Annotated in this window: 1 protein-coding gene (only partly in view); it reads right to left on the bottom strand. The window is 42.9% G+C overall.

Annotated features, from left to right (window positions below; translation table 11 throughout):
- Nucleotides 1-15,162, bottom strand: partial view of a tandem-95 repeat protein gene (locus TERY_RS16650; protein WP_011612902.1) — the 3' portion only. 14,442 nt of this gene lie beyond the right edge of the window; the window shows 15,162 of its 29,604 coding nt (coding positions 14,443-29,604); its start codon lies beyond the right edge, outside the window; it ends in the stop codon at nucleotides 1-3.

The raw sequence follows: 15,162 nt of genomic DNA on the forward strand, positions 1-15,162 counted from the left end.
TTAGATGATTAAGGAATTATTAATATTGGTGAATCTAGTTTCTATCTGCTCTGAGGTTGCAGATAAATTTTCTAAAGTGACTACAAATATATCATTCCAGAATACTGAAGTGTTACCATCAACAGTATTCAAAGTGAAGCTTTGTTCATTAGTGGTTAGTCCATTACCTAATACAAGGAAGTCTTCAGTAACATTAAAGTCAGTAATAACATCTATTCCTTGGTCAAAGTTAACCAGGAAGGTATCGCTACCAATACCTCCAGAGAAAGTATCATCACCCTCCCCTCCATACAATAAGTCATCACCTGCTTCTCCTAAAAGAGAGTCGTTTCCTTGGTCGCCACACAATACATCATTATCCTTACCTCCTAACAAAGTGTCATCACCTTCCTCTGCATACAATGTATCCTGATCTTGATTACCAAACATAAGGTCGTTTCCTGTACCACCAAATAACTTGTCTTTATGACCTTGCGTTCCCAATGTTGCTACAGGTAGAGGTTTTTCACTGTCACCATATATGGTATCATCGCCAACACAACCACATATAATATCATTACCTTGATCTCCAAACATGAGGTCATTCCCTGAACTACCATACATTAAGTCATCATCTTTACCACCTCGTGCTGTATCATCGCCTTCACCACTAATAATAACGTCATCAGCATCGTTGCCAGTGAGGTAGTCATTTCCGACACCACCATTAATGTAGTCTTCATCCTCACCAAAAATATTATTGTTGCCACCAAAAATTGTATCATCTCCGTTTTCTCCTAAAAGAGTATCGTTTCCTTGGTCGCCAAAGATGCTATCATTATCTTTACCACCATAGATGAAATCATTTCCTTTACCTGCATTCACTATATCATCTCCACGATGACCTGCTATAATATCCTTGCCGCGACCGCCATAAGCCAAATCTTTTCCTATTCCCTCTTCTGATGAACTTGAATTAGGATCTGTAACAATCTTGTCATCACCATCGTCACCAAAGAGCGTATCATTACCTTTTTCTCCGAAGATTGTATCATCACCTTTACCTCCATAGACTTCATCATTATCCTTACCGCCCATGACGGTATCATTGTCTCGGTTTCCATTTAATAAATCATCACCCCTACCACCATTGAGCAGATCTTTCCCTGTATCATCTTTGTCATTATCACCACCAGTACCTCCTATAAGTAAATCTTTACCTTGATCTCCTAGTAAGGTATCATTGCCAACATCACCTGATATTGTATCATCATCCTTACCTCCACGAACTGTATCGTCACCTTTTCCGCTCTTTATATAATCGTTTTGTTCATCACCACCAAGAAAGTCATTGCCACGATTACCCATAACTGTATCTTCACCCTTTCCACCAAACACAGTGTCACTATTATCTGAAGCGTTGATCTGATCGTCACCTGCCAAGGCATCAAAAGTTACTTGAGCTGCTTGAATCAGGTCATTACTTTCAATATCTTCGCTATCTTCTGTACCAAATGAAAGCTGTTCAAATTGGGAATTCATATCTATAAAAGGTACAACAGGTAAATCTACAAATGGTCTAGGTGGAGGTGGAGGACAAGAATGGTCATGATCTATTTGAGACTCTTCTATAGTTTCTGAATTATTTGGAGTTACTTCTGGAGTTGCCGCTGGAGTTGGCGCTGGAGTTGGAATAGAGACCACTTCTACGGAAATATTTGCTGCTTTCAAGAGATTGCCAAAAATATCATTAGCAACATAAGGAATAGATGCCTCACCTTCAAAATCGTCCACGGGGGTAAAAATAACGTTGCCTTCATCTTCTAGGGTAAATGTGCCTTGGTCTAGTAGTGTGAATGTTTTCTGTCTTTCTGAAGCTTCAGTGTCAAGGTCGATAGTGGTAGGATCGATATTTTCATCGTTATTGATGATGCTAAATGTGACGGGGGTATTAGTCGGGGTGGTAGTGCTGTCGTTTTCTAATTTTCCTATATTTGTGAATTCTATGGAAATATTTGCTTCGTTGGATACCTCTCCCAAGTTATCTTGAACAGTATATGTAATGGAAGTAGTAATACCAGTGAAAGTAATTTCAGGGGTAAAGGTTACCTTTCCGGTCTCATCTACTGTGTAGGTTCCTTCTCCTTCTACTACCTTTGTATTTTCCTGCTCTTCTGTAGATGGATCTAGGTCTATTGTAGTAGGGTCAATCTTGTCATAGTCATCAATATCGTTTTCAAGTATGTCAAAAGTGACTGGTTCTCCCTTTGTTGTACTGGCATTGTCATCAGTAGCTATGGCTGGCAGATTCTCAACTTCGACAGTTATCTGTGCTTCATTTGATTTTTGATTGTTGTCATCAGCAACAGTGTAGGAGATGGAGGAAGGTCCGGCAAAGTCTGTTTCGGGGGTGAAAGTTACCTTTCCGGTCTCATCTACTGTGTAGGTTCCTTCTCCTTCTACTACCTTTGTTTTTTCCTGCTCTTCTGTAGATGGATCTAGGTCTATTGTAGTAGGGTCAATCTTGTCATAGTCATCAATATCGTTTTCAAGTATGTCAAAAGTGACTGGTTCTCCCTTTGTTGTACTAGCATTGTCATCAGTAGCTATGGCTGGCAGATTCAGAACTTCAACAGTTATCTGTGCTTCATTTGATTTTTGATTGTTGTCATCAGCAACAGTGTAGGAGATAGAGGAAGGTCCGGCAAAGTCTGTTTCGGGGGTGAAAGTTACCTTTCCAGTCTCATCTACTGTGTAGGTTCCTTCTCCTTCTACTACCTTTGTTTTTTCTGGCTCTTCTGTAGATGGCTCTAGGTCTATTGTAGTAGGGTCAATCTTGTCATAGTCATCAAAATCGTTCTCAAGTATGTCAAAAGTGACTGGTTCTTCTTTTATTGTACCAGCATCGTCATCAATAGCTATGGGCGGCTGATTCACAACTTCAACAGTTATCTGTGCTTCATTTGATTTTTGATTGTTGTCATCAGCAACAGTGTAGGAGATGGTGGAAGTTCCGTCAAAGTCTGTTTCGGGGGTAAAAGTTACCTTTCCGGTCTCATCTACTGTGTAGGTTCCTTCTCCTTCTACTACCTTTGTTTTTTCTGGCTCTTCTGTAGATGGCTCTAGGTCTATTGTAGTAGGATCAATATTATCATCATCAATATCGTTCTCAAGTATGTCAAAAGTGACTGGTTCTCCCTTTTCTGTAATGGCATTGTCATCTACAACAAAGGGTAGCTTGATCGGAACTTCGACAGTTATGTTTGCTTCATTTGATTTTTGATTGTTGTCATCAGCAACAGTGTAGGAGATAGTGGAAGTTCCGTCAAAGTCTGTTTCAGGGGTAAAAGTCACCTTTCCGGTATCATCTACTGTGTAGGTTCCTTCACCTTCTACTACCTTTGTTTTTTCTGGCTCTTCTGTAGATGGCTCTAGGTCTATTGTAGTAGGGTCAATCTTGTCATAGTCATCAAAATCGTTCTCAAGTATGTCAAAAGTAACTGGTTCTCCCTTTGTTGTACTGTCATTGTCAGGAGTAGCTATGGGTGGCTGATTCACAACTTCGACAGTTATCTCTGCTTCATTTGATTTTTGATTGTTGTCATCAGCAACAGTGTAGGATATGGTGGAAGGTCCGGCAAAGTCTGTTTCGGGGGTAAAAGTTACCTTTCCGGTATCATCTACTGTGTAGGTTCCTTCTCCTTCTACTACCTTTGTTTTTTCTGGCTCTTCTGTAGATGGCTCTAGGTCTATTGTAGTGGGGTCAATCTTGTCATAGTCATCAAAATCGTTCTCAAGTATGTCAAAAGTAACTGGTTCTCCCTTTGTTGTACTGGCATTGTCATCAATAGCTTCGGGTGGCTGATTCACAACTTCGACAGTTATCTGTGCTGGATTTGATTTTTGATTGTTGTCATCAGCAACAGTGTAGGAGATGGAGGAAGGTCCGGAAAAGTCTGTTTCGGGGGTGAAAGTTACCTTTCCGGTATCATCTACTGTGTAGGTTCCTTCACCTTCTACTACCTTTGTATTTTCCTGCTCTTCTGTAGATGGCTCTAGGTCTATTGTAGTGGGGTCAATCTTGTCATAGTCATCAAAATCGTTCTCAAGTATGTCAAAAGTAACTGGTTCTCCCTTTGTTGTACTGTCATTGTCATCAATAGCTATGGGTGGCTGATTCACAACTTCGACAGTTATCTCTGCTTCATTTGATTTTTGATTGTTGTCATCAGCAACAGTATAGGAGATGGAGGAAGGCCCGGCAAAGTCTGTTTCAGGGGTGAAAGTTACCTTTCCGGTCTCATCTACTGTGTAGGTTCCTTCTCCTTCTACTATCTTTGTTTTTTCTGGCTCTTCTGTAGATGGCTCTAGGTCTATTGTATTGGGTTCAATCTTGCCATCGCCCTCAATATCGTTCTCAAGTATGTCAAAAGTGACTGGCTTTTCCTTTGTTGTACTGGCATTGTCATCAGTAGCGAAAGGCTTTTCAGGAATAGGAATGACATTTATATTTATATTAGCTATATTTGATGTGCTGCCATTATCGTCAGCCACAGTGTATAAAACATTTACTTTGCCCACAAATTCATCAAGAGGAGCAAAGGTGACATTACCTTCATCGTCTACGGTCAAGGTACCTTGTTCCGGTAATGTTAATGTTTTTTCTGGCTCTTCTGTAGATGGCTCTAGGTCTATTGTAGTGGGGTCAATCTTGTCATAGTCATCAAAATCGTTCTCAAGTATGTCAAAAGTAAGTGGTTCTCCCTTTGTTGTACTGTCATTGTCATCAATAGCTATGGGTGGCTGATTCACAACTTCGACAGTTATCTCTGCTTCATTTGATTTTTGATTGTTGTCATCAGCAACAGTGTAGGATATGGTGGAAGGTCCGGCAAAGTCTGTTTCGGGGGTAAAAGTCACCTTTCCGGTCTCATCTACTGTGTAGGTTCCTTCTCCTTCTACTACCTTTGTTTTTTCTGGCTCTTCTGTAGATGGCTCTAGGTCTATTGTAGTGGGGTCAATCTTGTCATAGTCATCAAAATCGTTCTCAAGTATGTCAAAAGTAAGTGGTTCTCCCTTTGTTGTACTGGCATTGTCATCAATAGCTTCGGGTCGCTGATTCACAACTTCGACAGTTATGTTTGCTTCATTTGATTTTTGATTGTTGTCATCAGCAACAGTGTAGGATATGGAGGAAGATCCGGAAAAGTCTGTTTCGGGAGTAAAAGTCACCTTTCCGGTCTCATCTACTGTGTAGGTTCCTTCACCTTCTACTACCTTTGTTTTTTCTGGCTCTTCTGTAGATGGCTCTAGGTCTATTGTAGTGGGGTCAATCTTGTCATAGTCATCAAAATCGTTCTCAAGTATGTCAAAAGTAACTGGTTCTCCCTTTGTTGTACTGTCATTGTCATCAATAGCTATGGGTGGCTGATTCACAACTTCGACAGTTATCTCTGCTTCATTTGATTTTTGATTGTTGTCATCAGCAACAGTGTAGGATATGGTGGAAGGTCCGGCAAAGTCTGTTTCGGGGGTAAAAGTCACCTTTCCGGTCTCATCTACTGTGTAGGTTCCTTCTCCTTCTACTACCTTTGTTTTTTCTGGCTCTTCTGTAGATGGCTCTAGGTCTATTGTAGTGGGGTCAATCTTGTCATAGTCATCAAAATCGTTCTCAAGTATGTCAAAAGTAAGTGGTTCTCCCTTTGTTGTACTGGCATTGTCATCAATAGCTTCGGGTCGCTGATTCACAACTTCGACAGTTATGTTTGCTTCATTTGATTTTTGATTGTTGTCATCAGCAACAGTGTAGGATATGGAGGAAGATCCGGAAAAGTCTGTTTCGGGAGTAAAAGTCACCTTTCCGGTCTCATCTACTGTGTAGGTTCCTTCACCTTCTACTACCTTTGTTTTTTCTGGCTCTTCTGTAGATGGCTCTAGGTCTATTGTAGTGGGGTCAATCTTGTCATAGTCATCAAAATCGTTCTCAAGTATGTCAAAAGTAACTGGTTCTCCCTTTGTTGTACTGTCATTGTCAGGAGTAGCTATGGGTGGCTGATTCACAACTTCGACAGTTATCTCTGCTTCATTTGATTTTTGATTGTTGTCATCAGCAACAGTGTAGGATATGGTGGAAGGTCCGGCAAAGTCTGTTTCGGGGGTAAAAGTCACCTTTCCGGTCTCATCTACTGTGTAGGTTCCTTCACCTTCTACTACCTTTGTTTTTTCCTGCTCTTCTGTAGATGGCTCTAGGTCTATTGTAGTAGGGTCAATCTTGTCATAGTCATCAATATCGTTCTCAAGTATGTCAAAAGTGACTGGTTCTCCCTTTGTTGTACTAGCATCGTCATCAATAGCTTCGGGTCGCTGATTCACAACTTCGACAGTTATCTCTGCTTCATTTGATTTTTGATTGCTATCATCAGCAACAGTATAGGAGATGGTGGAAGGTCCGGCAAAGTCTGTTTCAGGGGTGAAAGTTACCTTTCCGGTCTCATCTACTGTGTAGGTTCCTTCACCTTCTACTACCTTTGTTTTTTCTGGCTCTTCTGTAGATGGCTCTAGGTCTATTGTAGTGGGGTCAATCTTGTCATAGTCATCAAAATCGTTCTCAAGTATGTCAAAAGTAACTGGTTCTCCCTTTGTTGTACTGTCATTGTCATCAATAGCTATGGGTGGCTGATTCACAACTTCGACAGTTATCTCTGCTTCATTTGATTTTTGATTGCTATCATCAGCAACAGTATAGGAGATGGTGGAAGGTCCGGCAAAGTCTGTTTCAGGGGTGAAAGTTACCTTTCCGGTCTCATCTACTGTGTAGGTTCCTTCACCTTCTACTACCTTTGTTTTTTCTGGCTCTTCTGTAGATGGCTCTAGGTCTATTGTAGTGGGGTCAATCTTGTCATAGTCATCAAAATCGTTCTCAAGTATGTCAAAAGTAACTGGTTCTCCCTTTGTTGTACTGTCATTGTCATCAATAGCTATGGGTGGCTGATTCACAACTTCGACAGTTATCTCTGCTTCATTTGATTTTTGATTGTTGTCATCAGCAACAGTGTAGGATATGGTGGAAGGTCCGGCAAAGTCTGTTTCGGGGGTAAAAGTCACCTTTCCGGTCTCATCTACTGTGTAGGTTCCTTCTCCTTCTACTACCTTTGTTTTTTCCTGCTCTTCTGTAGATGGCTCTAGGTCTATTGTAGTAGGGTCAATCTTGTCATAGTCATCAATATCGTTTTCAAGTATGTCAAAAGTGACTGGTTCTCCCTTTGTTGTACTGGCATTTTCAGGAGTAGCTATGGGTGGCTGATTCACAACTTCGACAGTTATCTCTGCTTCATTTGATTTTTGATTGCTATCATCAGCAACAGTATAGGAGATGGTGGAAGGTCCGGCAAAGTCTGTTTCAGGGGTGAAAGTTACCTTTCCGGTCTCATCTACTGTGTAGGTTCCTTCTCCTTCTACTACCTTTGTTTTTTCTGGCTCTTCTGTAGATGGATCTAGGTCTATTGTAGTAGGGTCAATCTTGTCATAGTCATCAATATCGTTCTCAAGTATGTCAAAAGTGACTGGTTCTCCCTTTGTTGTACTAGCATTGTCATCAGTAGCTATGGGTGGCTGATTCTCAACTTCGACAGTTATCTGTGCTGGATTTGATTTTTGATTGTTGTCATCAGCAACAGTGTAGGAGATAGAGGAAGGTCCGGCAAAGTCTGTTTCAGGGGTGAAAGTTACCTTTCCGGTCTCATCTACTGTGTAGGTTCCTTCTCCTTCTACTACCTTTGTTTTTTCCTGCTCTTCTGTAGATGGCTCTAGGTCTATTGTAGTAGGGTCAATCTTGTCATAGTCATCAATATCGTTTTCAAGTATGTCAAAAGTGACTGGTTCTCCCTTTGTTGTACTGGCATTGTCATCAGTAGCTATGGCTGGCTGATTCAGAACTTCAACAGTTATCTGTACTGGCTTTGATTTTTGATTGTTGTCATCAGCAACAGTGTAGGAGATAGAGGAAGGTCCGGCAAAGTCTGTTTCGGGGGTGAAAGTTACCTTTCCGGTCTCATCTACTGTGTAGGTTCCTTCTCCTTCTACTACCTTTGTATTTTCCTGCTCTTCTGTAGATGGCTCTAGGTCTATTGTAGTAGGGTCAATCTTGTCATAGTCATCAATATCGTTTTCAAGTATGTCAAAAGTGACTGGTTCTCCCTTTGTTGTACTGGCATTGTCATCAGTAGCTATGGGTGGCAGATTCTCAACTTCGACAGTTATCTGTGCTGGATTTGATTTTTGATTGTTGTCATCAGCAACAGTGTAGGAGATAGAGGAAGGTCCGGCAAAGTCTGTTTCGGGGGTGAAAGTTACCTTTCCGGTCTCATCTACTGTGTAGGTTCCTTCTCCTTCTACTACCTTTGTTTTTTCCTGCTCTTCTGTAGATGGCTCTAGGTCTATTGTAGTAGGGTCAATCTTGTCATAGTCATCAATATCGTTTTCAAGTATGTCAAAAGTGACTGGTTCTCCCTTTGTTGTACTGGCATTGTCATCAGTAGCTATGGGTGGCTGATTCACAACTTCGACAGTTATCTGTGCTGGATTTGATTTTTGATTGTTGTCATCAGCAACAGTGTAGGAGATGGAGGAAGGTCCGGCAAAGTCTGTTTCGGGGGTGAAAGTTACCTTCCCGGTCTCATCTACTGTGTAGGTTCCTTCTCCTTCTACTACCTTTGTTTTTTCCTGCTCTTCTGTAGATGGATCTAGGTCTATTGTAGTAGGGTCAATCTTGCCATCACCCTCAATATCGTTCTCAAGTATGTCAAAAGTGACTGGTTCTTCTTTTGTTGTACTGGCATTGTCATCAGTAGCCAAAAGCTTTTTAGTACGAATGACATTTATATTTATATTAGCTCTATTTGATATGCTGCCATTATCGTCAGCTGCAGTGTATGAAATATTTACTTTGCCCACAAATTCATCAAGAGGAGCAAAGGTGACATTGCCTTCATCATCTACGGTAAAGGTACCTTGTTCCGGTAATGTTAATGTATTTTCCTGCTCTTCTGTAGATGGATCTAGGTCTATTGTAGTAGGGTCAATCTTGTCATAGTCATCAATATCGTTCTCAAGTATGTCAAAAGTGACTGGTTCTCCCTTTATTGTACTAGCATCGTCATCAGTAGCTATGGGTGGCTGATTCACAACTTCGACAGTTATCTGTGCTGGATTTGATTTTTGATTGTTGTCATCAGCAACAGTGTAGGAGATGGAGGAAGGTCCGGCAAAGTCTGTTTCGGGGGTGAAAGTTACCTTTCCGGTCTCATCTACTGTGTAGGTTCCTTCTCCTTCTACTACCTTTGTATTTTCTGGCTCTTCTGTAGATGGATCTAGGTCTATTGTAGTAGGGTCAATCTTGTCATAGTCATCAATATCGTTTTCAAGTATGTCAAAAGTGACTGGTTCTCCCTTTGTTGTACTAGCATTGTCATCAGTAGCTATGGGTGGCTGATTCACAACTTCGACAGTTATCTGTGCTGGATTTGATTTTTGATTGTTGTCATCAGCAACAGTGTAGGAGATGGAGGAAGGTCCGGCAAAGTCTGTTTCGGGGGTGAAAGTTACCCTTCCGGTCTCATCTACTGTGTAGCTTCCTTCTCCTTCTACTACCTTTGTATTTTCTGGCTCTTCTGTAGATGGATCTAGGTCTATTGTAGTAGGGTCAATCTTGTCATAGTCATCAATATCGTTCTCAAGTATGTCAAAAGTGACTGGTTCTCCCTTTGTTGTACTAGCATTGTCATCAGTAGCTATGGGTGGCTGATTCTCAACTTCGACAGTTATCTGTGCTGGATTTGATTTTTGATTGTTGTCATCAGCAACAGTGTAGGAGATAGAGGAAGGTCCGGCAAAGTCTGTTTCGGGGGTGAAAGTTACCTTTCCGGTCTCATCTACTGTGTAGGTTCCTTCTCCTTCTACTACCTTTGTATTTTCTGGCTCTTCTGTAGATGGCTCTAGGTCTATTGTAGTAGGGTCAATCTTGTCATAGTCATCAATATCGTTCTCAAGTATGTCAAAAGTGACTGGTTCTCCCTTTGTTGTACTAGCATTGTCATCAGTAGCTATAGGTGGCTGATTCACAACTTCGACAGTTATCTGTGCTTCATTTGATTTTTGATTGTTGTCATCAGCAACAGTGTAGGAGATGGAGGAAGTTCCGGCAAAGTCTGTTTCGGGGGTGAAAGAAAGATTTCCGTCATTGTCTACGTTAAATGTACCTTGACCAGCGACTGTGATGGTTTTCTGTATTCCTGATTTTTCTTGATCTAGGTCAATAGTCCCAGGGTTGATACTACCATCTATATCACTATCGTTATCAGTAATGTTAAATGTGACTGTTTGATTAACAAATATTCTGCCCGTGTCATTGTTAGCTATTGGCTCTTGGTTTGGAGATCTAGGCTCTACTTCTACACTTATATCTGTGCTGCCATCGACTGTGACTGTTCCGTCATTGACAGAGTAGGTGAAGTCTCCCGGGTCATCACTTCCGTTGTACTCGGCCGGGGCGTCGTATAGTAGTCCTTCTAGTTCTGCTGATGTTAAGGTATCACCGTTGTTAACTACTGTGCCGTCAGCTTTCGTTACTGTTCCTAATGTTGGTAGTCCGGTAACTGTTATAGTTAGGCTGTCTCCATCTTCGTCTGTAGGAGCTGCTAGTCCTAAGGATGTGTCTGTACTCTCTTCCTCTACTGTGATGCTGCTACTATCCACTACCGGAAGTTCATTGCCTAGTGGGTTAATACTTATATCTTTGCTGCCATCGACTGTGACTGTTCCGTCATTGACAGAGTAGGTGAAGTCTCCCGGGTCATCACTTCCGTTGTACTCGGCCGGGGCGTCGTATAGTAGTCCTTCTAGTTCTGCTGATGTTAAGGTATCACCGTTGTTAACTACTGTGCCGTCAGCTTTCGTTACTGTTCCTAATGTTGGTAGTCCGGTAACTGTTATAGTTAGGCTGTCTCCATCTTCGTCTGTAGGAGCTGCTAGTCCTAAGGATGTGTCTGTACTCTCTTCCTCTACTGTGATGCTGCTACTATCCACTACCGGAGGGTCGTTGACTGGGTTAATACTTATATCTGTGCTGCCATCGACTGTGACTGTTCCGTCATTGACAGAGTAGGTGAAGTCTCCCGGGTCATCACTTCCGTTGTACTCGGCCGGGGCGTCGTATAGTAGTCCTTCTAGTTCTGCTGATGTTAAGGTATCACCGTTGTTAACTACTGTGCCGTCAGCTTTCGTTACTGTTCCTAATGTTGGTAGTCCGGTAACTGTTATAGTTAGGCTGTCTCCATCTTCGTCTGTAGGAGCTGCTAGTCCTAAGGATGTGTCTGTACTCTCTTCCTCTACTGTGATGCTGCTACTATCCACTACCGGAAGTTCATTGCCTAGTGGGTTAATACTTATATCTTTGCTGCCATCGACTGTGACTGTTCCGTCATTGACAGAGTAGGTGAAGTCTCCCGGGTCATCACTTCCGTTGTACTCGGCCGGGGCGTCGTATAGTAGTCCTTCTAGTTCTGCTGATGTTAAGGTATCACCGTTGTTAACTACTGTGCCGTCAGCTTTCGTTACTGTTCCTAATGTTGGTAGTCCGGTAACTGTTATAGTTAGGCTGTCTCCATCTTCGTCTGTAGGAGCTGCTAGTCCTAAGGATGTGTCTGTACTCTCTTCCTCTACTGTGATGCTGCTACTATCCACTACCGGAGAGTCGTTGACTGGGTTAATACTTATATCTGTGCTGCCATCGACTGTGACTGTTCCGTCATTGACAGAGTAGGTAAAGTCTCCCGGGTCATCACTTCCGTTGTACTCGGCCGGGGCGTCGTATAGTAGTCCTTCTAGTTCTGCTGATGTTAAGGTATCACCGTTGTTAACTACTGTGCCGTCAGCTTTCGTTACTGTTCCTAATGTTGGTAGTCCGGTAACTGTTATAGTTAGGCTGTCTCCATCTTCGTCTGTAGGAGCTGCTAGTCCTAAGGATGTGTCTGTACTCTCTTCCTCTACTGTGATGCTGCTACTATCCACTACCGGAAGTTCATTGCCTAGTGGGTTAATACTTATATCTTTGCTGCCATCGACTGTGACTGTTCCGTCATTGACAGAGTAGGTGAAGTCTCCCGGGTCATCACTTCCGTTGTACTCGGCCGGGGCGTCGTATAGTAGTCCTTCTAGTTCTGCTGATGTTAAGGTATCACCGTTGTTAACTACTGTGCCGTCAGCTTTCGTTACTGTTCCTAATGTTGGTAGTCCGGTAACTGTTATAGTTAGGCTGTCTCCATCTTCGTCTGTAGGAGCTGCTAGTCCTAAGGATGTGTCTGTACTCTCTTCCTCTACTGTGATGCTGCTACTATCCACTACCGGAGGGTCGTTGACTGGGTTAATACTTATATCTGTGCTGCCATCGACTGTGACTGTTCCGTCATTGACAGAGTAGGTAAAGTCTCCCGGGTCATCACTTCCGTTGTACTCGGCCGGGGCGTCGTATAGTAGTCCTTCTAGTTCTGCTGATGTTAAGGTATCACCGTTGTTAACTACTGTGCCGTCAGCTTTCGTTACTGTTCCTAATGTTGGTAGTCCGGTAACTGTTATAGTTAGGCTGTCTCCATCTTCGTCTGTAGGAGCTGCTAGTCCTAAGGATGTGTCTGTACTCTCTTCCTCTACTGTGATGCTGCTACTATCCACTACCGGAAGTTCATTGCCTAGTGGGTTAATACTTATATCTTTGCTGCCATCGACTGTGACTGTTCCGTCATTGACAGAGTAGGTGAAGTCTCCCGGGTCATCACTTCCGTTGTACTCGGCCGGGGCGTCGTATAGTAGTCCTTCTAGTTCTGCTGATGTTAAGGTATCACCGTTGTTAACTACTGTGCCGTCAGCTTTCGTTACTGTTCCTAATGTTGGTAGTCCGGTAACTGTTATAGTTAGGCTGTCTCCATCTTCGTCTGTAGGAGCTGCTAGTCCTAAGGATGTGTCTGTACTCTCTTCCTCTACTGTGATGCTGCTACTATCCACTACCGGAGGGTCGTTGACTGGGTTAATACTTATATCTGTGCTGCCATCGACTGTGACTGTTCCGTCATTGACAGAGTAGGTAAAGTCTCCCGGGTCATCACTTCCGTTGTACTCGGCCGGGGCGTCGTATAGTAGTCCTTCTAGTTCTGCTGATGTTAAGGTATCACCGTTGTTAACTACTGTGCCGTCAGCTTTCGTTACTGTTCCTAATGTTGGTAGTCCGGTAACTGTTATAGTTAGGCTGTCTCCATCTTCGTCTGTAGGAGCTGCTAGTCCTAAGGATGTGTCTGTACTCTCTTCCTCTACTGTGATGCTGCTACTATCCACTACCGGAAGTTCATTGCCTAGTGGGTTAATACTTATATCTTTGCTGCCATCGACTGTGACTGTTCCGTCATTGACAGAGTAGGTGAAGTCTCCCGGGTCATCACTTCCGTTGTACTCGGCCGGGGCGTCGTATAGTAGTCCTTCTAGTTCTGCTGATGTTAAGGTATCACCGTTGTTAACTACTGTGCCGTCAGCTTTCGTTACTGTTCCTAATGTTGGTAGTCCGGTAACTGTTATAGTTAGGCTGTCTCCATCTTCGTCTGTAGGAGCTGCTAGTCCTAAGGATGTGTCTGTACTCTCTTCCTCTACTGTGATGCTGCTACTATCCACTACCGGAGGGTCGTTGACTGGGTTAATACTTATATCTGTGCTGCCATCGACTGTGACTGTTCCGTCATTGACAGAGTAGGTGAAGTCTCCCGGGTCATCACTTCCGTTGTACTCGGCCGGGGCGTCGTATAGTAGTCCTTCTAGTTCTGCTGATGTTAAGGTATCACCGTTGTTAACTACTGTGCCGTCAGCTTTCGTTACTGTTCCTAATGTTGGTAGTCCGGTAACTGTTATAGTTAGGCTGTCTCCATCTTCGTCTGTAGGAGCTGCTAGTCCTAAGGATGTGTCTGTACTCTCTTCCTCTACTGTGATGCTGCTACTATCCACTACCGGAAGTTCATTGCCTGGGTTAATACTTATTGTTGTTGTGGCTGTATTACTATCAGCATCACCATCGTTCACCACTACAGTCACTGTCCTATCGGTGGTATTAGGGTTTTCCGAGGTATTGTTATATTGTATTTGGGCTATGGCTGTCTGATACTCAGCTAATGTAGCGCTACCTGTGAGTGTTATGACTCCTGTAGTACTGTCATAAGCACCGGCTGATATTGTTCCTGGCAGTGCACCGTTGACTGATAAGCTTTCTACTGTATCTCCGTCTGGTCGACTGCTTAATGTTATTGTGGCTGACTCTATGTTGCTATCATCTACATCTGTGATACTAACATCGCTGTCTCCTATGTTTACTGCCGTTCCTTCTGTGAAAGTTGTTATGTAGTCACTGCCTGTAGCGGTACTACTATTATTCCCATCTAAGTCTAATACGGGAGCGCCATTGACTGGAGTAATATTTATTGTTGTTGTGGCTGTGTTACTATCAACATTACCATCGTTCACCACTACAGTCACGGTCCGAGCACTGGTGTCTGGGTTGTCCGAGGTGTTGTCATATTGTATTTGGGCTATGGCTGTCTGATACTCAGCTAATGTAGCGCTGCCTGTCAGTGTTATGACTCCTGTAGTACTGTCATAACTGCTCGCTGTTATTCCTGTTGGCAGTGTACCGGCGGATAAGCTTTCTACTGCATCTCCGTCTGGTCGACTGCTTAATGTTATTGTGGCTGACTCTATTATGTTGGTATCATCTACATCTGTGATACTAACATCGTTGTCTCCTATGGCTACTGCCGTTCCTTCTGTGAAAGTTGTTATGTAGTCACTGCCTGTTGTCGTACTATTATCCCCATCTAAGTCTAATACCGGAGCATCATTGACTGGAGTAATATTTATTGTTGTTGTGGCTGTGTTACTATCAACATTACCATCGTTCACCACTACGGTCACTGTCCTATCGGTGGTATTAGGGTTTTCCGAGGTGTTGTTATATTGTATTTGGGCTATGGCTGTCTGATACTCAGCTAATGTAGCGCTGCCTGTGAGTGTTATGACTCCTGTAGTACTGTTATAACTGCTCGCTGTTATTCCTGTTGGTAGTGTACCGTTGACTAATAAGCTTTCTGATGTTGCGTC

Source organism: Trichodesmium erythraeum IMS101, from assembly GCF_000014265.1.
Taxonomy (GTDB): Bacteria; Cyanobacteriota; Cyanobacteriia; order Cyanobacteriales; family Microcoleaceae; genus Trichodesmium; species Trichodesmium erythraeum.